This window comes from Streptomyces sp. NPDC001406 (assembly GCF_042895285.1).
Classification (GTDB): domain Bacteria; phylum Actinomycetota; class Actinomycetes; order Streptomycetales; family Streptomycetaceae; genus Streptomyces.
The window spans coordinates 53,623-76,575 of record NZ_JBIAWG010000023.1 but is presented as its reverse complement, the minus strand read 5'-3'; the positions used below and the strand labels follow the sequence as shown (position 1 = coordinate 76,575).

The window sequence follows — 22,953 nt, the reverse complement described above, 5'->3', positions numbered from 1 at the left end:
GAATCATTACCCTTGGTCGCTCAACCGTTCGATACAGGCGTGCGTTCACCGGCCGGGGCCCGCATACCCTCGTACGTATGACAGCCCGCGCAGCCACCCTCCCCATCGGCACGGTGACACGCGGGACGACCAACCCCAACCGCCTGCGGCGCATGGACCGCTGGATCGCGGCCACGCACGGCGCCGAACTGCGCCGCGCCGCCGACCCCGTGGCGATCGACCTGGGGTACGGGGCCGCGCCCTGGACTGCGGTCGAACTGCTCGGCAGGCTGCGCACCGCCGCGCCCCGCGCGCGGGTGGTCGGCGTCGAGATCGAACCGGCCCGGGTCGCGGCGGCCGAGCCGTACGAGCGCGAGGGCCTGGTCTTCCGGCACGGCGGCTTCGAGATCCCCGTCCCCCAGCGGCCGCACCTCATCCGCGCCGCCAACGTGCTGCGGCAGTACGACGAGACCGAGGTCGCCGCCGTGTGGGAGCGGCTGTGCGGGCGGCTCGCGCCGGCGGGCCCGGACTCCCGGGGCGGGCTGCTCGTGGAGGGAACCTGTGACGAGATCGGGCGGCGGCACGTCTGGGTCGCGCTCGGTCCCGAGGGGCCGCGGACGGTCACCTTCGCCACCCGTCTGGGCTCCCTGGAGCGGCCGTCCGACCTCGCGGAACGCCTCCCCAAGGCGCTCATCCACCGCAATGTTCCCGGTGAGCCGGTGCACGCCTTCCTGCGCAACTTCGACCGCGCCTGGGCGTCCGCCGCGCCCTACGCCTCCTACGGCGCCCGCCAGCGCTGGATCCGCGCGGTGCGGGACCTGACGGCCGACTGGCCGGTGACGGACTCGGCGGCGCGCTGGCGACAGGGCGAAGTGACGGTGGCCTGGGGGGCGTTGGCACCCCGGAACTGACCCCGCACCGCCCCTGACCTGCGGGGAACGATCTTCATGCGGCGTTCGTCACAAGGGCGGGGGATCGTCATGTCCGGGCGGGAAAGTGGGGAGGATCCACCGGGTACCACCTCTGTCGCTTTACGCCGCGGCGTGGCACGATCCCCCGGGCGACCGTAAGTTACTGACGGTAAATCAGTTTGGGGGACAGGTATGGGGACGGGCAAGCGCGGCCTGATCACGGCGGCCGTGACCGTGGTCTGCGCGGTGACCGTGCTGGCGGCACCCGGCACGGCGTTCGCGGCCCCGACGCCGAAGCCGACGGCCACGGCGAACCCCACGGCCGCCTCGCCGACCCCCACCAACTCGCCGACGCTCCCGCCGAACAAGGACCTCGAGGCCGTCCGCAAGAAGCTCGACAAGCTCTACCACGACGCGGCCGTCGCCACCGACGAGTACAACGCGGCCCAGGAGAAGGCCCAGAAGCAGTCCGCCGCGATCGTCGAGCTGGCGAAGAAGATCGTCGAGGGCCAGAAGAAGCTGGACGAGCTGAAGGACCGCGCGGGCGCCGCGGCCCGCGCCCAGTACCGCACGGGCGGACTGCCGCCCACGGCCCAGTTGATGCTGAGCGACGACCCGCAGCAGTTCCTGGACGGCGCGGGGCGGGTGCTCCAGGGCCAGCGGGCGACCAAGGGCCTGATCGGGGAAATGACCCGCACCCAGCAGGACTTGCAGCGGTACGCGGCGGACGCCTCCGACCGCTGGGACGAGCTGGAGGCCAACCGCAGGACCAAGGCCGCCGCCAAGAAGAAGATCAAGCAGCAGATCGCGGCCGCCGAGAAGCTCCAGTCCCAGCTGGAGAAGAAGGAGAAGGAGCGCCTCGCCGAGCTGGAGCGGGAGGCCGCCTACCGGGCGCAGACCGCCTGGCTGGACAGCGGCATCCTCAAGGAGATCAACGGCAAGGCGTCCAAGCAGGGCAAGCAGGCGGTGGAGTTCGCGACGGCCCAGATCGGAAAGCCGTACGTCTGGGGCGCCGAGGGCCCTGAGTCGTACGACTGCTCGGGCCTGACCTCACAGGCCTGGGCGAAGGCCGGCCGTCCCATCCCGCGCACCTCGCAGGAGCAGTGGAAGCAGCTCAAGCACGTGGACATCAAGGACATGCGCCCCGGCGACCTCATCATCTACTTCGACGACGCGAGCCATGTGGCGATGTACGTGGGCGACGGCGCGATCATCCACGCCCCGCGCCCCGGACGGACGGTGACGCTCGCCGGGGCGGGCGAAATGCCCATTCTGGGCATAGTACGGCCGGATGCGTGATGTGCGCCATGTGACCCAGTCCACGGTCAACAACCTTCCAAACCCTGACAGGACGTGACCTTCGTCATTCTCTTTTGACCACAAGCCTGTCCAACTGCGGTACGGAACGCGGCATATGACAGGGGTCTGCGGCGGAGCGACGCGGCTCACACCATTCCGCTGCGGCGGCCAGTACCGCTATGGTCCCCGTCGGTGGGTCGAGGTCCCTCGCCCCCACCATGCCCTCGGGGGGAGGGAAGGAACCAACAAGATGCCCGTACCCGTACCGCGGCAGAGAGCGATCCCGGCCGTGGAGAGTGGTCAGGCGCAGGCCGCGTCCGCAGTCGGCGGCCCCCTCAAGGAAGAGGCCAACCGCACCGAGTCCGCCGCGGCCAACAGCACCGCGGCAGGTACCACTCTCACCCTGCTGCTGATCGAGGACGATCCGGCGGGCTGGCCGATCGTGCCCGAACTGCTCGACTCGGCCGGTAAACCCATCCGCGTGCGTACCGCCCGCAACCTCACCGAGGCCGGGCGGCTGCTCACCGACGACGTCCACTGCATCCTGCTCGACCTCGCGCTCCCGGCGCCCGGGCGGGCCGGCGAGGGCGACGACGAGCTGGCCGTGCTCAAGCATGTGCTGGAGCTCGCGCCCCGGCACGCCGTCCTCGCGCTCACCGCGTCCGGTGACGCCGAGCGCGGCGCCGAGGCGGTGCGCGTGGGTGCCCAGGACTACCTCTTCCGGGACGAACTGGACGGACGGCTGCTCAGCCGCGCCATCCGGTACGCCGTGGAGCGCAAGCGGTCCGAGTCGGCCGAGCGACGACTCGCCGAGGGCCGGGTGCGCGCACAGGAGAACCGCCGCCTGGAGCGCGGGCTCCTGCCCACGCCCCTGCTGGAGGGCTCCTCGCTGCGCTTCGCCGCGCGCTACCGCCCCGGCCGCTCGCGCGCGCTGCTCGGCGGCGACTTCTACGACACCGTGCGCACCCCCGACGGCACCGTGCACGCCATGATCGGTGACGTCTGCGGCCACGGCCCCGACGAGGCCGCGCTCGGCGTGGAGCTGCGCATCGCGTGGCGGGCGCTGACGCTGGCCGGGCTGTGCGGCGACGCGCTGCTGGGCACGCTGCAGGAGGTACTGGAGCACGAGCGGGGCGACGAGGAGATCTTCGCGACCCTCTGCACGGTGGACATCTCCCCCGACGGCCGCAGCGCGGGCCTGTGCCTGGCCGGCCACCCGTCTCCGCTGATCGCCCGCCCCGGGCGGCCCGCGGAGCTGCTGCCGTACGACAACAACGGCCCCGCCCTCGGCCTGCTCCGCGGCGCGCGCTGGCCGCGGATGCAGGTGGAGCTGGGCGCGGAGTGGAGCCTGATGCTCTACACCGACGGCCTGATCGAGGGCCGCGTCGGCGGGGGCGGTGAGCGTCTGGGCCAGGAGGGCATGGTGCGGATGGTGCGCCGGCAGCTCGCCGCCGGGCTGCGTGGCGAGGATCTGCTGCGGTCCGCGGTCCATGAGGTCCGCGAGCTCAACGGCGGGGAGCTGACGGACGACGTGGCGGTGGTCCTGCTGGACCGCGTGCCGTAAGGGACCGGCCGGACCGGAGGCAGCGCGAGGCCGCAAGGGACCGGACCGGGTGCCCCGTGCAAGGGGATCCGGTCAGCGGCCGCCGTTGTACGGCCCGTACGGACCGTCGCTGCTGCTTCCGCCGCGGCGGCCCCAGCCGCGGCCGCCGGAGACCTGCTTGAGCGCGGGACGCACGTCCACGATGTAGACGATGCTCGCGATCACGCCCGCGATGGGCAGGATCGAGAGGATCGAGAAGAGATAGCTCACCACGAGCGCGATGCCGAGGATGATCAGCCAGAACATCTTGTTCTGCTTGTCCGCCGCGCGGAAGGCGTCCTCGCGCCGGATCGCGGCGTCGACCAGCGCGAACGCCGCAAGGGCCATCAGGACGATCTTCAGCAGTCCCAGGAACCCCGTGAAGCCCAACATCAACATGCCGCCCACCGCCCGTTCTCGCCCGACTCCTACGCGGCCACCGTACCCGTACAACGGGCCGGGCACCCCAAGGGTGCCCGGCCCATGCGCGTAGTCGCCCTTGTACTGACTACTTGGCGGGCGGCGTGCTCTTCTTGGCCGTGGCCTTGCGCGGGGCAGGTGCCTTCTTGGCGACCGGCTTCTTCGCCGGGGTGGCCTCGGCGGCGGCCTCGGCCGGCTTCGGCTCGGACTTGACCTGGTCCGGCTCGCCCTTGGGCTCGACGGCGACAGCGAGCTCCTCGATCTCCTCGGCGGCCTCACCGCGCCAGGCCCGCACGGTCTGCTCGCCGTGCTCGGCGACCTTCTCGTAGGTCTCCCGGGCCTTCACGGCGTACTCGGCGGCGACGCCGACACCGCGCAGGGCGAGGTCCTGGGCGGACTCGCCGAGCTTCTTGAGGTCCGCGTCGATCGTGCTGCCGAGCTTCTTCAGGTCGCCGTCGAGGGTGCCGATGAACTCGTTGACCCTGGCCTGGATGGTCTCCTGGGCCTCCTTGGCCTTGGCACCGGCCTCCTTGGCGCGCGCGGCGGCCTTCTCCTGCACGGCCTTGGGGTCGGTGTTGCGGACGGCCTCGATACGGGCCGGGGCCTCGGCGCGCAGCTGCTCGACCAGCGCGGGCACCTTCTTGGCCTGCTGGAACGCCAGGTCCGCGGTGCCGGCCGCGAAGTAGAGCGGGGTCGGGTCGCTCAAGGTCTTGCGCAGATCGTCGGTGATGGCCATGGTGAGGGTCCTCCCGGATTCACATTCGGCTGAGGGTTTTGTGGTCCGCAGTCGGGCGGCCGGCGCCCTGGTCCGGTTCAGCTGGCCGTCTGCTGCGGATCGGCTTCGCTCGCGTCGGCCGTGCGGGTGCCGCGCACGGTGGTGTCGTCGTGGGGCCGGGTCTCCTCCGTACCGTCGCCGTCCGCGGCGCCTGCGAATCCGTTCTCCTTGCGAAAGGACTCGTAGATCTGCAGCAGCACCTGCTTCTGCCGCTCGTTGAGCGTGGGATCGGCGAGGATGACGGCGCGCGTCTCCACCTCGTCCAGGTCCCGCTCGGCGTCGAGGATGCCGGCGCGGACGTACAGCGTCTCGGCGGAGATCCGCAGGGCCTTGGCGACCTGCTGCAACACCTCCGCGCTCGGCTTGCGCAGCCCGCGCTCGATCTGACTCAGGTACGGATTGGACACCCCGGCGGCATCGGCGAGCTGCCTGAGCGACAGCTGCGCACTGCGACGCTGCTCGCGCAGGTACTCACCGAGATTGCCGACGTTGAGCGATGCCATGCCCCCACCTTGCCCCACCCTCGCTAACAATTGCAAGCACCTGCTTGCAAAAGTGCGTCACGCCACTCCTGAGGAGTGATGAGCCTGAGCACGATCGGTGTCGTATTTGCACGACAACTGTCGTCATCCGGGTCCGGCCTCCTTGCGCAGGTGCTCTTGGTCCGGTTCTGCGAGTCGCCGGGAAGCGGCGTTGTCGGTGGGCTCTGCCAGGGTGTCCGTCGTGGATGAACTGGTGGAGCGTGTCGACGGTCAAGATCGTGTGCTGGGGGTGGTGGTCAGCCGCCGGCAGGCCATCAGGGAGGGTTGGCTGCACCGGGTCGCCGTGACGGTGTGTCGTGATGAGCGTGGGCGGATCCTCGTTCACCGGCGGTCGGAGCAGCTGTCGCGCTTCCCCGGGCTCTACGAGGTCGTGGTCGGTGGCGCCGTGGATGTCGGTGAGTCCTATGAACAGGCCGCCGCGCGGGAGCTGGCCGAAGAGCTGGGCATTCGTGTGCCGCCGCGCTTGCTGTTCACGTTCCTCAACCGCAGCGGTTTGAGCCCTCACTGGCTCGGCGTGCACGAAGCCGTGGTGCCGGACACGGTGGCCGCCGATCCTGATGAGGTCGCCTGGCATGGCTGGCTGACCGAGCCGGAGCTGCGGTCGGCCCTGCTGGAGTGGCGCTTCACCCCCGACAGCCACGAAGCCTTCAGCCGGTATCTCGCGTTCCGGACCGCGCGGTCCTGACCTTGCCCGCCTCTCGGGCTGGGACGCCTGCTTGAGGCCAACGCGCCTTGTGCGAGCGGCTGTTCGTGATAGGGAGTACGGATGCTTGGTCGACTCCCGCTCGTTGAGCAACTCGACGGCTTGCGGTCCGTGCTCTCCCAGAACGAGGTCCTGACCGACGTGATGACCAGGGCAGCGACGATGGAGCTGCCCGGCTGGTATGTGACGGCGGGCTGCCTGTTCCAGACGGTGTGGAACGTGGTCACCGACAGGCCCCCGACCAGCGGCATCAAGGACTACGACATCTTCTACTTCGACGGCACCGACCTCTCCTGGGAGGCGGAGGATGCCGCGATCAAGACAGGGCAGGAGGTGTTCGCCGGGCTGCCGGCCAAGGTGGAGATCCGCAACGAGGCCCGTGTGCACCTCTGGTACGAGCAGAAATTCGGCGTGCCCTGCCCGCCTCACGAGTCCACCGAGGCGGCGATCGACTCGTTCGCCGCGACGACGTGCTGTCTGGGGGTGCGGCTGGACCCCGGCGGTGGGTGGCGCGTCTATGCGCCCCACGGGCTTTCCGACGTGTTCAACCTCGTGGTCCGGCCGAACCCGGTGCTTGCCCCGCGGGAGGTCTATGAAGCCAAGGCAGCGCGCTGGAGAGACGAGTGGCCGGAGCTCACCGTGCTGCCGTGGCCGGGCTGACGCTCGGATGAGAGTGGTCATGCGGCGAGTTCCTCTCCAGCGGGCCAGTTGTCCTTGACAGCGGCCCGCAATGGCTGCGAGATCCGTGCGGGGCGTCGCAGGTAGGTGCTGAGAGCGCGGTCGGCGTCGCGCCCTTCCCAGGAGTCGGTGATCTTCGGAGTTGTCGACAACTTGCCTGCAATAGGCGCGGTACACGCCAAGAACGATGCGAATCTGACGACAGTTGTCGTGCTCAGCGGTGCAGAAACCCCCTGGTCAGAGTGCCGGGTTGACGACAACTAGCTCGCTCCGTCTCAAGTGATGTCCGGCGGATCGGATACTGCCGGACAGGCCCCGGGCCGGAACGCGTTGGCGCGGAGTTTGCCGTTCGCCGGGTAGCGCTCGGAGGCGCACGTGTGGCAACGGCGGAGAACTATCGGCAGGCAGGTGGGCACGACCACCCAGTTCTTGGACACAGAAATACACCGGTTCCAGTGAGAAGACCGCAGCGAAAAGGAGCGCGGCGCACATGTGCGACGCACGACGGATCAGCGCTCGGGGGGTCTCACTTGGTGTACAACGGCACGTCCTTGACAGGGCGACTGCGGGCGGGAGAACGGTAACGGCACACGAGAGTGCGGTTCCACGGATTTTCGGGCGGTTGGCGATACCTCGTGGCGGGCGCCCGCACCGCCCTCGACCCACCGGACATGCCCCAGTAGCGCCGGCCCGCAGCAGGAACTGCGGCAGCGCCGACCCGGTCTCCCAGCGGATCAACGTCGATGACGTCCGCGAGGCCCGCCCGGGGCCGAGGCAGCAGCAGCCCGTGAGGGATCCCACACGTCGCCCGACCGCTGGCGCGAGGAGGCCAGGGGGGTTATCGTCAAGAGGTAGAACGACCGGTCTTCCTACCTCTTGGGGGTGGGCGTCTCGGCCTTCCGGGCGGGACTGCCGACCAGGCAAGCAACTGCCAGTGGGTCCCGGTGTACGTCGAACAGAGATGAAAGCTCCATGAAGCCAATCCGCGCCCTGGGTTGCCCGGGGGCCAACAGGGGGCCGGTGTTTCGCGCGGCCTCGATGGGGTCAGCCTCCCGATCGGATCAGGCGGACCGCGTCCAGCAGGGTCTTGTGGGCGGCCGTCGAGTCGTCCAGGTAGCCGGCTGCCATCGCTCCGTCGTACAGCATCAGCAGGGCGCCGGCGGCAGACTCGGGGTCGGTGTGGCCGAGCCGGGTGAGCAGCTCCTGGAAGAGGGCGCGGATCCAGTCCCGGTGGGATGCCACCAGGCCGCGGACCGGATGGGTGGCGTCCGGGTACTCGGCGGCCGCGTTCAGGAACGGCGATCCTCGAAAGCCACGCTCGCGGGCGTGCTCGGCGATCGCCTCGAAGATCAGGTCGATCGCTTCCGCGGGCGGGTGCGCGGCAGCCAGTGGTTCGGCCACGTCCTTGTAGTAGGCGTCCTTGGTCCGCAGATAGGCCACGACCAGGTCGTCCTTGGCGGCGAAGTGCCGGTAGAAGGTCGCCTTCGTCACCCCGGCCTCGGCGATCAGCCGCTCCACACCGATCGCGCGGACGCCCTCGTAGTAGAACAGCCGCGACGCGGCCCTGACCAGGCGCTCGCGAGGCGGCAGGTCTCCCTCGATCGTGCTCTCCTGATCCTTGGCGTCGGTGGTCTTCTGCCCAGTGCTGCTCACCTCCCCATTGTGCCCTCGGCCCGGCCTTGAGCGGCCTCCACCCCTGTACGGCCCTCGCCAGCAGGGCTGTCTTCCCCCTGTCCCGTACGGCCCCGAGCAACGTGGCCGTTCATCGAAAGGCTTGAACCATGACTCGTCCTCTTGAAGGAACCGTCGCCCTGGTCACCGGAGCGTCCAGCGGCATCGGCCACGCCACCGCGCTGGAGCTCGCCCGCGAGGGCGCCTCCGTGGCCCTGGTCGGACGGCGCGAGGACCGGCTCACCGGCCTCGCCGCGGAAATCTCCGAGGAGGGCGGGAAGGCTCTGGTCGTACCCGCCGACATCACCACCGCCCAGGCCGCCGCGGAAGCGGTCGAGCGGACCGTCGAGGGCCTTGGCCGCCTGGACATCCTGGTCAACAACGCCGGCCTCATGCTCCTCGGGCCCACCCCCGGCGCGGACCTGAACGACTGGCAGCGCATGGTCGACATCAACCTCATGGGCCTGATGTACACCACCCACGCGGCCGTCCCCCACCTGGTCAAGGCCGCCGCCGACGCGCCGCGCCAGGTCGCCGACATCATCAACATCAGCTCGCTGAACGGCCGCACCGCCTTCGCCATGTCCGCCGTGTACAGCGCCACCAAGTTCGGCGTCGGAGGCTTCAGCGAGGCACTGCGCCAGGAACTGGGACGCCAGCACGTCCGCGTGTCCGTCGTCGAGCCGGGCAGCGTCGACACCGAACTGCGCAGCCACAACTCGGAAGTCGTCCAGCAGCTGATCGTCGCCGGCCTGGGCGACATCGAGCGGCTGCAGAGCCAGGACATCGCCGACGCCATCGGCTACATCGCCACCCGCCCCCGGCACGTCGCCGTCAACGAGATGCTCGTACGCCCCACCGAGCAGGGCTGAACACCATCCCCGTGGCCAACCCCGAGGCAGGCAAGGAGGCGTGACGGCGGCCCACACCCCTCTCACGCCCGGCCGACACCATCGTCCGTGTCTGCCTGCTGCCGGCCGCTGCCATTGCGCTCGGAGACGGCCTGCAGCAACTGGCACAGGGAAGCCCGGCGGGCGCGGCGGACGCGGGCGGACAACCTGCGCCGCTTCATGGCAGGCGTCTGTATCGGCTGGGCTTCCCTGTTTGCCTGGGCGGCGGCAACGATCCGCCGGCAGGTAGTACTCGTCTACTCCCTGGCCGTCCCGATCTTCCTCGAAGGCGTCGGCCGGCTGGTCCCCTTCGACCAGGACGGCATGCCCAGCCCGGCGGGAGGCTTCCTCACCTCCGCCCTCCTGGAACTCGTCCTCCCGATCGTCATCGTCTGGACGCACTCCACCGCACTCAGATCCAGACGAGTGCCGGCCGAAAGGAACTGTGGGAAAAGTGAGACGGAAAAGGATTCTGGCGGTGGTGACAAATCAGGCCACCTACGGGGCGAACAAGCATTTGACCGGCCTGTGGCTTGGTGAACTCGTCCATTTCTACGACAAGGCGGTGGCAGACGGCCACACCGTTTGACCTCCCTGAAGTCCACTGCTTCCGTGGCCGACGCAGATCCGGACGACTACTCCACGATCTTCTTCACGGGTGGGCACGGCACCATGTGGGACTTTCCCGACAATGCCGACCTGCGGAGAACAGCCGAGGCCATCCACGCCGGGGGCGGCATCGTCTCCTCGGTCTGCCATGGCGCCTGCGCCCTCATCAACCTCCGTGATACCGACGGGAATCCGCTCGTACGGAACCGCACCGTCACCGGCTTCGCGACGGTCGAGGAAAAACTGGCCGGCGTGAAGAGCAGGGTGCCGTTCCTGCTGGAGGACGAATTGCGCGCGAAGGGAGCCACAAACGTGCGCTCCACCGTCCCGATGACGCCGCACGCCGTGCGCGACGGCCGCCTGATCACGGGCCAGAACCCGGTGTCCACCAAGGCCGTCAGCCACTTGATTCTCGCCGCCTTGGCCGAGACCGAGTAACTGGATCGTTGCCCACCGGCGTCGGCCGGCCGTCGGCCAGGGGCCGGGCTGACTCCGCCCGGCGTCATGCGGACCGGCTGTTCGTCCGCAGCCACTCCGTGACCGTCGTGAGGTCGGTGTCCGTGATGCCGTAGGAGTGTTCGACGCGGTGCAGGAGCGCGGGTCTGTGGTGGTGGGCGGCGACCCAGGCGCGGTCGGCCTCGGTGATCTCGTCGTCGAGCCAGACGAACGGGCGGTCGGCCGCCCAGGCGACCAGGGGCCGGGTCTTCCAGTGCAGCAGGGACGGTGGCTCGTCCTCGTCCGGCCACTCCACGACCGGCAGCGGGGGCAGGCCGAGCCAGGGCGAGACGACGTCGTTCGCGTCGTCCATCCATGTGGTGGCCCACACCAGTTCGCAGCCCAGCGCCGCCAGCCGCGGGCCGAGGGCGGGATCGATCCGGGACAGCAGCGGGTGATCGGCGACGGCCCGCGGAGGGACGGCCGCCGCCTCGTAGACCGGATACGGGCGGTCCGTCGCTCCGAACGGGATCAGCGGGCCGTCGACGTCGAGGAAGAGAAGCATCACCAGTCAGGATCAGCCATCGAATCCGTTCGCGCCGGGCCGGCGGCGAACTCGGTGGCGTCAGTCATGAAGGGGACGGTAGCGTCCTCGCCATGACTGCCGGGTCGGCCACGGGCCGCGAGCGAGTTGGGTACCCGGCCTCCGAGTGAGGCCGGGGTGGGCCAGGAGCCCGCCGCTTCTTCCTCCGCACACACGGACAACATCCGCAGAGGAAGAAGAAAGAAGAAAGAGTGCCCAACGACTTCAACCAGCAAATAATCGACGAGTTCCGCGCCCGCCACGGCCGTGTCGGCGGCCATTTCGAGGGCGCCCGCCTGCTCCTGCTGACCACCACCGGCGCCCGTACCGGCACCCCGCACATCACCCCGGTCGGCTACCTCCCCGACGGCGGCGACCGGGTCCTGGTCATCGCCTCGGCGGGCGGCTCCTTCCGGCACCCGGACTGGTTCCACAACCTCCGCGCCCATCCCCGGGTGACCGTCGAGAGCGGTGTGTTCACCTACGAGGCGAGGGCCGTCGTGCTCGACGGCGAGGAGCGCGACCGTGCTTTCGCGCGGGCGGTCGAGGCCGACCCGGGCTGGGCCGCGTACCAGGAGAAGACGGACCGGGTGATTCCCGTCGTGGCGCTGTACAACATCGCCGAGGGCGGCCCGGGGAACATCTCCGCCGGGTCACCGGGCGAGGCGATCCGGGCCGTCCACAACGCCTTCCGGCATGAACTCGCCCTGATCCGCAAGGAGATGGCGGACGGCAACGGGTCCACGCTCGGCGCGCAGCTCCGCGTCAACTGCCTGACCCTCTGCCAGGGCCTGCACAACCACCACACCGGCGAGGACACCGTCCTGTTCCCGCACCTCGCCGGCCTCCACCCGCGGCTCGCCCCGGTCCTGGAACGTCTGCGCACGGAGCACGAACACATCGCCGACCTCGTCGAGCGGCTGCGCGAGGCGGTGTCCGCCGCGGGCACCGATCCGGCAGCCGCCCGCGCCGAGGTGGAACGGCTGACGAACGAGCTGGAGGCCCACCTCACTTACGAGGAGGAGCAGTTGGTCCCGCTCCTCGACGCCGTCTGATCCGCACGGGCGGCCGCTGTGGTCCCGGATGGGCTAGAAGGGCAGCGGCCGCCCGTGCACCACGTCCAGGCGTGACACCGCCCGGGTCAGTACCACGTACAGGCGGTGCAGCCCCCGTTCCTCGGCCTCCGCCACGGCGGCCGGTTCCACGGCCACGACATGGTCGTACTCCAGGCCCTTGGCCAGGGACGCGGGCACCACCGCGACCCGGGCGCCCAGTTCGCCCGGGTCCGCGGCCCCGATGCCGGCGGCCGTGAGCGCCTCCCGCACCCGGGCCGCCTCCGCGTCCGCCGCGACGACCCCGACGGAACCCTCCCGGGTGAGCGCGTCCCGTACGGCGGCCACGGTCTCGGCGAGGACGTCGTCGGTGTGCCGGATGCGCAGTTCCCCGTCGCGCCGCATCGAGCGGGCCGCCGGTACGTCGACGTCCAGCCGTCCGAGCAGCCGGTTGGCGAGCTCCACGACCGCCGCGGGCACCCGGAAGCCCGTCGTCAGCGGGACCACGGCCGCATCCGGCTTGCCCAGGTGCCGCAGCAGTGCGTCCCACCGGCGCGCGGACCACGCGGTGGTGCCCTGTGCCAGGTCGCCGAGCACGGTCAGCGAACCGAAGGAGGCCCGCCGCGCGATGGCCCGGCACTCCATCGGCGACAGGTCCTGCGCCTCGTCGACGACGATGTGGCCGTACCCCTCGGGGTGTTCGATCAGCCCGGCGACCTCGTCGAGCAGAACCAGGTCGGCGGCCGACCAGCGCGCGGACTTGTACGAGCGCGGCGGCCGCGCCCAGCGCAGCGCCGCCTGCTCGTCGGCGTCCAGCAGCCCGTCGGCGGCCTCCGCCAGCGCCCCCGGATCCATGAGGAGTCCGGCCACGACCTCCTCGGGGCGGACCTTCGGCCACACGGCGTCGAGGTACGCGCTCAGCGCCCGCGCCCGTTCGATCCGCCGCACCCAGGCACCCGGCTGCGGCCCGGCCCGGCGTTCGGCCCGCGCCTGGATGGAGCGCACCACCCGGGCCCGCACCCGCTCGCGCCCGACGGCGTACGGCGGCTCCTCGGCCCTCACCCCCGCCACGATCTCCGCCAGCCGGTGGGCCGGGAGGCGCCAGGTGTACGTGTCGTCCGCCACGGAGAGGGACTCGCCTCCGTCGGCCGACACGCGCGCGTACAACGACCGGCGCAGCACCTCGGCCATGCGCGCGTCGTGCTTGACGGCCGCGGCCCGCTCGGAGTCGGTGCCGGTCACCGGGTGGCGGGCGATCTCGTCGTGGAGGGTGGACTGTCGTACGCCCGTCTCGCCGAGGGAGGGCAGCACCTCGGCGATGTAGGAGAGGAAGGTCCGGTTCGGGCCGAGGATCAGCAGTCCGCCGCGCCGGATGCGCTGCGGGTGGGTGTACAGCAGATACGCGGCACGGTGCAGGCCCACGGCGGTCTTGCCGGTGCCCGGGGCGCCCTGCACGCACACGGACCCGGAGATGTCGCCGCGTACGAGGTCGTCCTGCTCGGGCTGGATGGTCGCGGCGATGTCCCGCATGGGCCCGACGCGGGGCCGCTCGATCTCGCGGGCGAGGAAGTCGCCGGTCCCCGACTCACCCCTGCCCAGGTGCTCGTCCTCCATCCCGGTGAGGTCGGCGGAGTCGCCGCGGCTGCCCGGCGCCCAGCCGAACCGGCGCCGTACGGCCACGCCCTGCGGGTCGCGGGCGCTCGCCTGGTAGAAGGCGCGGGAGACCGGGGCACGCCAGTCGACGACGAGGGGCGGGGCGGCCGGATGCTCGGAGATCCGCAGCCGGCCGACGTGATAGTGCTGCCCGCCGTGCTCGCCGCCGCCCGCGCCGAAGTCCAGCCGCCCGAAGAACAACGGTCCTTCGGGCAGTTCGGTGAGCGCCTTGGCCCGGCTGCGCAGCTGGTACCCGAGGACTTCGGCGTCGGCACCGGAGGCGGAGACGTCCTCGCCGGTGACGACCTGTTCGGCCGCGCCGTCGACCATGGCGGCGAGGGCGGTGCGGCAGGCGTCGTGGTAGTCGCGTTCGTCGCGGAGGGAGTGGCGGAGGAGGTCGTGCCGGGAGTCGTCGGGGGCGGGGTGGGGTGACGTCATGCGAGCCACCGTACGCGAAATTATGTAACCGAGTTAAATTCTTTACCGTGTCTCGATCTCGATCAAGGTCTCCAGCCGTCCGAACGCCCGCTCGGCCGCCGCCACCGCGTCCTCCCGGATCCGCTCCACCCCTTCCCCGGCCACCACCCGCCGCCAGTTCTCCTGCGCAAGGATCCGCTGCACGGCGATGATCTGCGCGGCGGCGAGCCGCGCGTCCAGCCCCCCGCCGAGCGCCTCGGCCAGCGCGTCCTCCGATCGCTCCAGGTACCCGTACAGCCGCGCGACCAGCGCCGGAGTCCCGTACAGAAGGGAGTGGAAGGCGAGCACGCCCGGGTCGTCGTTGAGCCCGGTGATCGGATCGCACCGGTCGAGCCCGTCGAGAAAGTGCCGCCGCAGCGCGTCGACCGGCCGCACCTGCCCGGTCACCACCCGCGCCGCCTCTCCCTCGTGGTCGGCGATCTGCTGCAGGACGAGGTCCTCCTTGGCCGGGAAGTACCGGAAGAGGGTGGGCTTGGAGATCCCGGCCGCGGCGGCGACCTCCGCGACCGACACCGCGTCGAACCCCTTCTCCATGAAGAGCCGCACGGCGACCGCGGACACCTCCTGGTACATCCGCATCTTCTTGCGCTCACGCAGGCCCATCTCCTCACCCATGCGCCGAGCCTACGCACCGCCGCACCCGAGGTCGGACCGTCGAGCCGGAGCGGTCACCGTCGGTCCCGGTGGTGCCGGACGAGCGCGGCCGTGATCTCCGAGCGGCTCGGCACCTCCTCCAGCCCGAGCGGCTCGGCCGCGGCGATCAGGACCCGCTGGAGTTTGCCCGCGGCTCCGTGCAGCGCGAACCAGCTGGGCTCACCCCGTTCGGACAGCGAGAGCGACACCCGGACGACGTCCGTGAAGACGGACTGCGCCCGTTTGAAGCCGAGGATCCGCCCCAGGTCCTGTGCCCATCCGTAGGAACTGCCCGGCCGGACCCCCTCCACGGCCCGGCACCACTCATGTGTCATACGGAGTTCCTGGTCCGCCGGGTAGCGCATGAGGTGCAGATGGGTCGCCAGGTCGTAGAGGGGGTCGCCCAGCATGGCCAGTTCCCAGTCGATGGTCCACAGCAGGCCCTGCGGGTCGACGATGAAGTTCTCGCGGTGCAGATCCGCGTGCAGCAGACAGAAGGGCCGCTCCTTCAGCCCCGCGACATGCTTCCTGAGGCGAGTGAACGCTTCCTCGCCGACGCCGAGGGCATGGAACAGCGGTCCGAACTCCGCGGCGTTCCTCGCGTAGACGTGCTCCTCGATGAAGACGACGAGACGCTCCAGGAATCCGTCGCTGTCCCCGTCCTCGGCACGGTCCTCGGGAGCGCAGCGGCGCTCCACGGAGCCGAGCTCGGCCGGCGTGATCCGCACCATCTCCCGGAACAGGCCGACGATTTGGCCGAAGAACGCTTCGGGCACCCGCCGGGACAGCCGGCGCGATGCGCCGAGGGTCCGGCCCTCGATGAACCGCTGCAGCCCCACGCCCTCCATGTCGACGATCTCGGGCACGCGCGCGATGCGCCCCGCCAGGGCGCACAGCAGCTCCTCCTCCGACACGAAGCAGCGCCGGTCGAACCACAGGATGTGCGCCCGCGGCTCACGGCACTTGACGACCCGCGTCCCGTCCGGCAGCGGAAAGACGTACGTCTCGTGGTGGTAGCCCTCCAGCGGGCCGATCACCACGGTCGCGTCGCCACTCAACTCGTCGGCCCGCAGCCGAACGTCGGAGACCGTTCTCGGAGTCATTCTCTGGATTCAGGCCATTTCCGGTGGAACCAGTGGGGCAAGGGTGGAGGCACGTTACTCCACGGGACTCGAGCAGTGGCGGAGAACCGCTCATTCGGCGGGAAGGACCGAGCCTGCGGGCGAACCCCGGAGCGCGCGTCATGGCGCGGGCGTGAGGTTATCGCCGGAGCGCGTCCAGTACGGGCTGGAGCGACCCGACGACGTGCTCCGCTCCGGCATCCACCAGAAGCTTCGCCTTGCGCTCGTTGCGTGCGTAGCCCAGGAACGAGACCCCGGCCTCCTGGGCGGCGGTGAGGTCCGAGGGGGAGTCGCCGATCATCAGGGCCGCGGCGGGGTCGGCGCCCGCGGCCCTCAGCGCGCGGTTGAGGGAGTGCGGGTGCGGCTTGAGACGGTGCAGCTCCGCGGTCCGGCCGTAGATGTGCGGGGCGAAGCAGCCGAGCAGGTCACGGCTCCCGAGGTAGGTGCGGACGGTGCGCGGGGAGTTGTTCGTCGCCACGGCCAGCCGGACACCGACGGCCGACCAGGTACGGATCAACGGGTCCGCGTAGGGGGTGGGCATCGCGGACGGAACGGCGCGCAGTTCCTCCTGGGTGAGACGTTCCTCCAGCTCGATCACCAGGTCGCTGCGCGGATGCAGCCGGTCCACGGCGCGCAGGACCACATGGGGGTCCGGGGCCGCCCGTTCGTCGTCCGTGAGCAGCCGGCGCATGCCGCGCCCTTCGAGCCACTCCACCAGTTCGCGGGCCACGCGGTGCGCCGAGTGACCGGCGAACAGCCGGCAGATCGGCCCGTCGAAGTCCCACAGGACCACCCGTGCGCGCACCACGAGTTCCCGAAGCCCCGCCGTCTCGATCTCCGCCTCGGTCTCCGTTCCCGCCACCATCGGTGCAGTCTGCTGCGTATCAGAAGTCACTAGGAGAGTGTCAGGTCCGTCGAGATGGTTTCCCAGAGGGCGTCGAACCACTTCTGGGATTGCTCCACGAACGCCTCGTCCCGCGCGCCTCTGCGCTTCTCGAAGGAGAAGAGGAGGGACTTGGAGCCCAGCACGTCGTACATGTCGAGGGTTCCGCCGTCCGTCGACTCCGCGCGGCGGGTGACCATGTAGTACGCGAAGAGTGCCTCCGCGCCGTTGAGCAGGTAGAGCTTCGCCGGCGGGGTGAACGGCAGCGCGCGGAAGGTGACATGCACGTCGATGTCGTGCGTGGAGCGCAGGGCCTGGAGGTTGTACTGCAGGACCTGGCCCTGGGCATTGCGCATCGCCAGCCAGCGCTGGTGGACGGGGTCGTCGTCGCCGCGGCCCTCGACGGGCACCGGAAAGGCCAGATTGATGTCCCGGGACGGGAGCAGGATGCGGACGTCGATCGTCTCCGGGCAGATGCGGCCCTCATGGATCTGACGCAGGGGTTCGCCGAGTGCCGGGATCAGGCTCTCGGCCGTGAGGCAGACCGCGTCGACCCGGACCCGCGATGTCGAGAAGGCCTCCGCCAGACGGGGTCCGAGGCCGACCATCGTGGGCTGGGGCTCGTCCAGGGCGGGTGCCGGCTCCGCGATCCGCGGCGGGCTGCCCTTGCTGACGTTGCTGAGGAGGCCGTCCGCCTGGAGCGACCGCAGGGCCTGGCGTACGGCGCCGCGCTCCACGCCGAACTCCTCGGCGAGCTCGGCCTGGGTGGGCAGGCGGTCCCCCGCCTTGAGTTCGCCGACGCGGATGCGCTCCCGCAGGGTGTCGGCGATCTCCTCGGGAGTGAGCCTTCTGCTGCCGTTCACTGCCACGTTCTCCTGAGTCACGACCAAACGTTACAACTCTGATCCATCTAAGGGGAGTTGTCCGAAAGTTGTTTATGAGTAGCCACCAAGTGGGGACAACTTAGTCAGAGTTGGTTGCCAACTTGGTTGAGTTGGCGGAAGTTTTGCTTCCCTTGTCTCCGCACACCGGCAGCCCGAAGGGGGAATCATCGTGCCTGCCCTCGCTCTCATCTCCGCCGTCTTCGTCGTCGGCTTCGAGCAGCTCGTCCAGTGGAAGTACGGTGCCACCGGCATTGTCGGCCTGCTGCTGTTCAGCATCGGCATCAAGGCCAAGAGCCCCGCCGTCAGCTCCGCCGGGGCCGTGCTCCTCGCGATCCTGCTCGCGGGGCCCGCCCTATGACGTCAGCACGAGTTCCGTGCTGATCGTCTCCCACAGTGCGTTGAACCACAGGTGGGACTGCTCCACGAACGTCGTGTCCCGCGGGCCGGCACCCTGTTCGAAGGCGAACAGCATCGACCGGGTGCCCTCCGCGTCGTACATCTCCAGGTGCTCGTGCTCGATCTCCCGTTCGCGCCGGGTCAGCGTGTAGTACGCGAACAGCGCCTCCGTGCCGTTGAGCAGATACAGCTTCACCGGCGGCGTGAACGGCAGCGCGCGGAAGGAGACGTGCACATCCATGCCGTGCGTGGCGCGCAGCGCCAGCAGGTTGTGCTTCAGGACCTGGCCCTGGGCGTTGCGCTGGGCCAGCCAGCGCCGGTGCAGCAGACCCGCGACCGAGGCGTCGTCCACCGGCGCCGGGAAAGCGAGGTCGATGGAGCGGCTCGGCAGCAGGACCCGGACGTCGACCTTGGCCGGTTTCAGTCGCCCGGCGTGGATCTGGCGCAGCGGTTCGCCGATCGCCAGCGTGAGCGAGACGGAGGTCAGGCACAGGGCGTCGATCTCGACGTGCGGGGCGGCGAAGGCGGCGGCCGTCCGGGAGGCCAGGGCCACCATGGTGGGCTGCGGAGGAGCCCCGGGGCCGGCCGTGAGCGGGGGCAGGCCCGGATCCGGGGCCACCGTGGCCGGGCTGCCCTTCGTCACGTCGGTGAGCAGGTGCTCCGACTGCAGGATGCGCAGCGCCAGGCGTACGGCTCCGCGCTCCACGCCGAACTCGTCGGCCAGCTTGGCCTGAGTGGGCATGCGCTGACCCGGCTGCAGCAGGCCGGACCTGATCCGGGTGCGCAACTCGTCGGCCACCTCGCGATGTGACTTCTGTGGCCGCTGTGACCTCTTCCGCCCATTGGCGGAGGCGTGTTCCGGGTCCACGCACAAACCCTACAACTTCCCGCCATCTTTCGGCAGTTCACGCGAAGGTGGTTATGAGTCGCATCCAAGCGGAGATAAGTACAGTTGAGTTGGTCACCAACTTAAGCAACATGGTCAAACTTCCCGGTGGTTGGCCGACCGGGCTCCCTTCCGGAGGGGAGCCGGGAGCCCGGAAGACCGAACCGGCCGGTGACGAACCACAGCGGCACCACAGGCACAGCCACAACTGAACGCACAGCCACAACTCAACACCGACAACCGAACACCGAAAACTTCACATCGACAGCACAGCCACAACTCAACAGCTCGCTACGGATGAGATGAGTTCACCACCGCCGGGAGGAAGGGGGCGTCAGAAGAGGTCCGGGCACCACGGTCGCCTGGACGTGTGCAGCAGGGCGTCGGCCAGCCGGGCGGCGCCCTCTCGTACTTCCCGGACCCGGCCCAGCGCCAGCAGCCGCGCCGCCGACTCGTCGCCGAGCCACAGCGTGGCCAAGTCGGCGACGTCCAGCACCAGTTCGGGCTCCTCGGTGGCCGGAGCGCAGGACGCGCCCGTGGGTGACGCCGTCAGCCGGTAGCGGCCGCCGGCCAGGCCCTGCCGGTCCACGACCTCCAGCACCAGCGTGCCCGTCGCCTCGTACGTCCGCGCCTCCAGGGCCCGTACGACGTCCAGGATCCGTACCCACAGCCAGTCGCCCTGCGTGGTGACCTCGGCCGCGCGCGGATCGGGCAGGAAGAAGGGGAGCAGGTCGTCGGGGGCCCGCCAGCCGCTCTTGACCCGGGTGATCCAGTCGATCGAGCAGAGGTAGCGCCACAGGGCGCGCTCGGCCGCCGGGGTCGTCGCGAGCAGCCAGTTCACCTCGGCCGTGTTCTTCGGCAGCTTGCCGACCCAGTTGTCGTCCGACTTGTACGACACCAGGCCCTCGACCTCGCCGGACGGGGAGCGGTAGGCGGCGTAGAAGGGCTCGGTCCACTCGCCCCCGAAGCGCACGGCACCCGTCTGCACCCGCCACCACAACTCGCCGCGGCTGACGGCACCGGGCTGGGTGCGGCGTATGCGCTCATGGAGTTCCGGACCGGTCTTGCGCACCTCCTCGCCGTCGACGAGGTCGATACGGCCGCCGTCCTCCGGGCCCGACCAGCGGGGGTCCAGACCGGCGCGGGACACGTCCACGGTCCACTCGGTCGTCCAGGTGGCGGGGCCGAAGCCGTAGCGGCCGTAGATCGGGTACTCGGCGGCGATGAGGGTGGCGACCACGTCCCCGCGGTCCTTCGCGGCGGCCAGGTCCCGGCTCATCATGCGGGTGAGCAGGCCCCGGCGACGGTGGGTGGGGCTGACGGTGACGTTGGAGATGGCGTCGGCGGGGACGACCGCGCCGCCCACGGCCGTGAGTTCCTGGGCGAAGGAACGGAACGTCGCGACACACCGGTCGCCGTCGAAGGCGCCGAGGAGGCGGCCGGGGACGAACTGGTGTCGGCGGGCCTCCAGTTGCTCCTGCGTCAGGGTCGGCTCCCGCAGGAACCCGGTGTTCAGCGCGCGGTGCCAGTCGGCGAAATCGGCTTCGGTGACGGGACGGACGTCGATGTCTGCGGCGGGGCGGCTCATGGGGTCACGGTAGGTGTACGGCGGCCGGGGTGTCGCGGGGATTTCGACCGCCCGCCCACCGGTCCTCACCACCGCCGCGCCCCTCACGTCAGCAGGTCGTCCACCTGCGCCTCTCCGTCCCGGTACCGCCGTGCGATCTCCGCGCTGCAGTCGTCGGTCGTGCGCTGGAGGTGCTGGCGGCGGCGGGAGACCTGCTGCTCGTAGCGGACGAGGCGGCCCATCGCGGCGTTCAGTTCCAGGTCGGTGCGGGCCTGCAGATCGGAGAGCTCGACCTCGGCGAGCATCTCGGCGGCCAGCTGCCGGTACTCCTCGTTGTGCGGCGTGCCCAGGGTCACATGGCGGGCCGAGGAACGGTGCCGGGCCGGGGCGTCGGTGAGGATCTCGGGGAGCCGGGCCACCACGGAAGCGTCCTCGGGGGCCACCAGCGAGGCCGCCCCGCGGCGGGACAGTTCCGCGCGCAGGATGTCGATGCGCCCCTGCAACAGCCGCCGCACATAGCTGAGATCCGCCTCGTCGCGCTGGGCGTCCCGGCGCAGGGCGCGCAGCTCCGGCAGGCTCAGCAGGGTCAGGCCGTGCGACTGGGGGTATCCCGCGCTCGACGGACTCGGGGAGGACTCCGCGGGCAGCGGCGTGCTGTCGCTGCGCTGCGCGGGCGGCCGGTGCGTGTCCGGGTCGCCCGCGTGGGCGGCCGCGACCGCCCCGGGCGGCTGCCCGGTACTCGGTGTGCTCATCTGCCTCAACCGTCCCCTCGACCGGCGTACGGAAGCATCGTGCCACCCCGAGTGGCCGCTATGTGACCGAGTGCCCCCGAACGGCCCCAGATGTGGGGTTAAGGATCAAAAATCGACCCCCCGTGAACGCGGATGCGGCACCCGGCATGATGGTCGGCATGCGTGCAGTGGTGCAGAGGGTGGACGGCGCGAGCGTCGTCGTGGACGGCGAGACGGTCGGGGCGATCGAGGGCGAGGGGCTGTGCGTCCTGGTCGGGGTGACCCACGAGGACACCAAGGAGAAGGCGGCCCAGCTCGCCCGCAAGCTCTGGTCGATCCGCATGCTGCACGAGGAGAAGTCGTGCAGCGACATCAACGCGCCGTTGCTCGTGATCAGCCAGTTCACCCTGTACGGAGACGCCCGTAAGGGCCGCCGCCCCACCTGGAACGCGGCCGCCCCCGGCGATGTCGCCGAACCGCTCGTCGACGAGGTGGTCGCGCAGCTGCGCTCGCTGGGCGCGACGGTGGCGACGGGCCGGTTCGGCGCGCGGATGCGGGTCTCGCTGACGAACGACGGCCCGTTCACCGTACTGATCGAGGTCTAGGCCGCTCGCGGCCGGGCCGCTACGGCTCGACGACCGTCTCCTGGGCGGCCGCCGTGTCCCCCGCCACCAGCGGGGCGTCCACCGGCACGTTCCGCTTGACCAGGGCCAGGGCGATCGGGCCCAGCTCGTGGTGGCGTACGGACGTGGTGATGAAGCCGATCTTGCGGCCCTCGGGACCCTCGTCCGCGCGCCGGAGCTCGGTGCCGTGCACCGGCAGATGGACGTCGCTGCCGTCCAGGTGGAGGAAGACCAGCCGGCGCGGGGGCTTGCCCAGGTTCTGGACGCGGGCGACCGTCTCCTGGCCGCGGTAGCAGCCCTTCTGCAGATGGACCGCGACGCCGATCCAGCCCAGCTCGTGCGGGATCGTGCGATGGTCGGTCTCGAAGCCGACACGCGGGCGGTGGTGCTCCACGCGCAGCGCCTCGTAGGCGAGGATCCCGGCCGCCGGACCCGCCTCCTCGGCGTACGACTCCAGATCCGCGCGGGGCAGGAAGAGGTCACGGCCGTACGCCGTCTCGCGTACGACGACCCCCTCGGGGACCTCGGCGATCGAACCGGCCGGCAGATGGACGAGCGCGAAGTCGTCGGTCCGGTCGGCCACTTCGACCCGGTAGAAGAACTTCATCGACTCCAGGTACGCGATCAGCTCGTCCTGGGTGCCGGGCTCCACATGGGCCCAGACCGTCGTGCCGTCGTCCACCAGGTACAGCGCGTGCTCGATGTGGCCGTGCGCCGACAGGATCAGCGCCTCGGTGGCCTCGCCCACGGGTAGCTCGCTGACGTGCTGGGTGAGCAGGAGGTGCAGCCAGCTCAGCCGGTCCTCGCCGGTGACGGTGACGACACCGCGGTGGGAGAGGTCGACGAAGCCGGTGCCGTCGGCGAGGGCACGCTGCTCACGGAACAGGTCGCCGTAGTGGGCGGCGACGCCTTCGTCCACGCCCTCGGCGGGGACGGCGCCGGGCAGGGACAGCAGGGGGCTCTTCATATC

General features: G+C 70.5%; 25 protein-coding genes and 1 pseudogene. 11 read left to right on the top strand and 15 right to left on the bottom strand.

From position 1 onward, the window contains the following. Positions 1-77 precede the first annotated feature (77 nt). The 3 genes from ACFY1J_RS40385 (at position 78) to ACFY1J_RS40375 (ending at position 3,753) form a co-directional block, all read left to right on the top strand. Entirely contained in the window at positions 78-890 is an 813-nt protein-coding gene (locus ACFY1J_RS40385; RefSeq protein ID WP_390732977.1) for a class I SAM-dependent methyltransferase, read from the top strand. Between the two features lie 192 nt (positions 891-1,082). After that, positions 1,083-2,189, top strand: coding sequence for an NlpC/P60 family protein (locus ACFY1J_RS40380; protein WP_390732976.1), 1,107 nt, complete (start codon positions 1,083-1,085; stop codon positions 2,187-2,189). Between the two features lie 250 nt (positions 2,190-2,439). Further along, positions 2,440-3,753 carry a PP2C family protein-serine/threonine phosphatase gene (locus ACFY1J_RS40375; RefSeq protein ID WP_390732975.1) on the top strand — a complete coding sequence of 438 codons (1,314 nt, stop codon included), beginning with the start codon at positions 2,440-2,442 and terminating at the stop codon, positions 3,751-3,753. Between the two features lie 72 nt (positions 3,754-3,825). Here the strand turns inward: ACFY1J_RS40375 and ACFY1J_RS40370 are convergent, their stop codons facing one another. The 3 genes from ACFY1J_RS40370 to ACFY1J_RS40360 form a co-directional block, all read right to left on the bottom strand. Next, positions 3,826-4,170 carry a DUF2516 family protein gene (locus ACFY1J_RS40370; RefSeq protein WP_390732974.1) on the bottom strand — a complete coding sequence of 115 codons (345 nt, stop codon included), beginning with the start codon at positions 4,168-4,170 and terminating at the stop codon, positions 3,826-3,828. Positions 4,171-4,279: 109 nt separating this feature from the next. Continuing rightward, the gene (locus tag ACFY1J_RS40365; RefSeq protein ID WP_390732973.1) at positions 4,280-4,927 is read right to left on the bottom strand and encodes a hypothetical protein; all 648 of its coding nucleotides are present in this window, start codon (positions 4,925-4,927) and stop codon (positions 4,280-4,282) included. Between the two features lie 77 nt (positions 4,928-5,004). Further along, positions 5,005-5,469 carry a helix-turn-helix domain-containing protein gene (locus ACFY1J_RS40360; protein ID WP_390712100.1) on the bottom strand — a complete coding sequence of 155 codons (465 nt, stop codon included), beginning with the start codon at positions 5,467-5,469 and terminating at the stop codon, positions 5,005-5,007. A gap of 211 nt (positions 5,470-5,680) precedes the next feature. Between ACFY1J_RS40360 and ACFY1J_RS40355 the strand changes: the two genes are divergently transcribed. Further along, on the top strand, positions 5,681-6,193 hold the full coding sequence (locus ACFY1J_RS40355; RefSeq protein ID WP_390712101.1) for an NUDIX domain-containing protein: 513 nt from the start codon (positions 5,681-5,683) through the stop codon (positions 6,191-6,193). Between the two features lie 81 nt (positions 6,194-6,274). Beyond that, entirely contained in the window at positions 6,275-6,871 is a 597-nt protein-coding gene (locus tag ACFY1J_RS40350) for a nucleotidyltransferase family protein (RefSeq protein ID WP_390712102.1), read from the top strand. A gap of 17 nt (positions 6,872-6,888) precedes the next feature. On the opposite strand, the gene ACFY1J_RS40345 is transcribed toward ACFY1J_RS40350, so the two are convergent. Both ACFY1J_RS40345 and ACFY1J_RS40340 read right to left on the bottom strand, forming a co-directional pair. Then, entirely contained in the window at positions 6,889-7,041 is a 153-nt protein-coding gene (locus ACFY1J_RS40345; RefSeq protein WP_390732972.1) for a hypothetical protein, read from the bottom strand. Positions 7,042-7,933: 892 nt separating this feature from the next. Further along, positions 7,934-8,542: a TetR/AcrR family transcriptional regulator gene (locus ACFY1J_RS40340; RefSeq protein ID WP_390732971.1), complete on the bottom strand. Its 609-nt coding sequence runs from the start codon at positions 8,540-8,542 to the stop codon at positions 7,934-7,936. A gap of 128 nt (positions 8,543-8,670) precedes the next feature. Between ACFY1J_RS40340 and ACFY1J_RS40335 the strand changes: the two genes are divergently transcribed. From ACFY1J_RS40335 to ACFY1J_RS40325, 3 genes and pseudogenes are all read left to right on the top strand, one after another. Further along, entirely contained in the window at positions 8,671-9,432 is a 762-nt protein-coding gene (locus ACFY1J_RS40335) for an SDR family NAD(P)-dependent oxidoreductase (protein ID WP_390732970.1), read from the top strand. Between the two features lie 87 nt (positions 9,433-9,519). After that, a pseudogene (locus tag ACFY1J_RS40330) lies at positions 9,520-9,837 on the top strand (DUF4345 family protein); the annotation flags it as partial. A gap of 198 nt (positions 9,838-10,035) precedes the next feature. After that, on the top strand, positions 10,036-10,497 hold the full coding sequence (locus ACFY1J_RS40325) for a type 1 glutamine amidotransferase domain-containing protein (RefSeq protein ID WP_390712106.1): 462 nt from the start codon (positions 10,036-10,038) through the stop codon (positions 10,495-10,497). Positions 10,498-10,561: 64 nt separating this feature from the next. On the opposite strand, the gene ACFY1J_RS40320 is transcribed toward ACFY1J_RS40325, so the two are convergent. Further along, complete coding sequence (locus ACFY1J_RS40320; RefSeq protein ID WP_390712107.1) at positions 10,562-11,059, bottom strand: HAD domain-containing protein; 498 nt, start codon at positions 11,057-11,059, stop codon at positions 10,562-10,564. A 230-nt stretch (positions 11,060-11,289) separates the two neighbouring features. Here ACFY1J_RS40320 and ACFY1J_RS40315 point away from each other — a divergent pair, with 230 nt between their 5' ends. Further along, positions 11,290-12,132 carry a nitroreductase/quinone reductase family protein gene (locus ACFY1J_RS40315; protein ID WP_390732969.1) on the top strand — a complete coding sequence of 281 codons (843 nt, stop codon included), beginning with the start codon at positions 11,290-11,292 and terminating at the stop codon, positions 12,130-12,132. Between the two features lie 33 nt (positions 12,133-12,165). Here the strand turns inward: ACFY1J_RS40315 and ACFY1J_RS40310 are convergent, their stop codons facing one another. The 5 genes from ACFY1J_RS40310 to ACFY1J_RS40290 form a co-directional block, all read right to left on the bottom strand. Next, a complete protein-coding gene (locus tag ACFY1J_RS40310) occupies positions 12,166-14,220 on the bottom strand; it encodes a HelD family protein (RefSeq protein WP_390732968.1) in 2,055 nt (684 codons plus the stop codon). A 42-nt stretch (positions 14,221-14,262) separates the two neighbouring features. Then, the gene (locus tag ACFY1J_RS40305) at positions 14,263-14,874 is read right to left on the bottom strand and encodes a TetR/AcrR family transcriptional regulator (protein WP_390732967.1); all 612 of its coding nucleotides are present in this window, start codon (positions 14,872-14,874) and stop codon (positions 14,263-14,265) included. Positions 14,875-14,927: 53 nt separating this feature from the next. Beyond that, positions 14,928-15,995, bottom strand: coding sequence for a phosphotransferase (locus ACFY1J_RS40300; protein WP_390732966.1), 1,068 nt, complete (start codon positions 15,993-15,995; stop codon positions 14,928-14,930). A gap of 157 nt (positions 15,996-16,152) precedes the next feature. Continuing rightward, positions 16,153-16,878: an HAD family hydrolase gene (locus ACFY1J_RS40295; RefSeq protein WP_390732965.1), complete on the bottom strand. Its 726-nt coding sequence runs from the start codon at positions 16,876-16,878 to the stop codon at positions 16,153-16,155. Between the two features lie 29 nt (positions 16,879-16,907). After that, positions 16,908-17,786: a FadR/GntR family transcriptional regulator gene (locus ACFY1J_RS40290; protein WP_390732964.1), complete on the bottom strand. Its 879-nt coding sequence runs from the start codon at positions 17,784-17,786 to the stop codon at positions 16,908-16,910. Between the two features lie 163 nt (positions 17,787-17,949). On the opposite strand from ACFY1J_RS40290, the gene ACFY1J_RS40285 reads away from it, so the two are divergent. Further along, positions 17,950-18,138: a hypothetical protein gene (locus ACFY1J_RS40285; protein ID WP_363300733.1), complete on the top strand. Its 189-nt coding sequence runs from the start codon at positions 17,950-17,952 to the stop codon at positions 18,136-18,138. Here the strand turns inward: ACFY1J_RS40285 and ACFY1J_RS40280 are convergent. From ACFY1J_RS40280 to ACFY1J_RS40270, 3 genes are all read right to left on the bottom strand, one after another. Continuing rightward, positions 18,133-19,050 (bottom strand): winged helix-turn-helix domain-containing protein, encoded by a 918-nt coding sequence (locus ACFY1J_RS40280; RefSeq protein ID WP_390732963.1) that lies wholly within the window; start codon positions 19,048-19,050, stop codon positions 18,133-18,135. The two genes, ACFY1J_RS40285 and ACFY1J_RS40280, sit on opposite strands and share 6 nt — an antisense overlap. Positions 19,051-19,396: 346 nt before the next feature. After that, positions 19,397-20,650, bottom strand: coding sequence for a GNAT family N-acetyltransferase (locus tag ACFY1J_RS40275; RefSeq protein WP_390732962.1), 1,254 nt, complete (start codon positions 20,648-20,650; stop codon positions 19,397-19,399). Positions 20,651-20,733: 83 nt separating this feature from the next. After that, positions 20,734-21,381: an aerial mycelium formation protein gene (locus tag ACFY1J_RS40270; protein ID WP_390712116.1), complete on the bottom strand. Its 648-nt coding sequence runs from the start codon at positions 21,379-21,381 to the stop codon at positions 20,734-20,736. Between the two features lie 158 nt (positions 21,382-21,539). Here ACFY1J_RS40270 and dtd point away from each other — a divergent pair, with 158 nt between their 5' ends. Further along, entirely contained in the window at positions 21,540-21,965 is a 426-nt protein-coding gene (dtd, locus tag ACFY1J_RS40265) for a D-aminoacyl-tRNA deacylase (protein WP_363300737.1), read from the top strand. A gap of 19 nt (positions 21,966-21,984) precedes the next feature. Here dtd and ACFY1J_RS40260 read toward each other — a convergent pair whose 3' ends face one another. Then, positions 21,985-22,950: a YgfZ/GcvT domain-containing protein gene (locus ACFY1J_RS40260; RefSeq protein WP_390732961.1), complete on the bottom strand. Its 966-nt coding sequence runs from the start codon at positions 22,948-22,950 to the stop codon at positions 21,985-21,987. Positions 22,951-22,953: the final 3 nt, after the last annotated feature.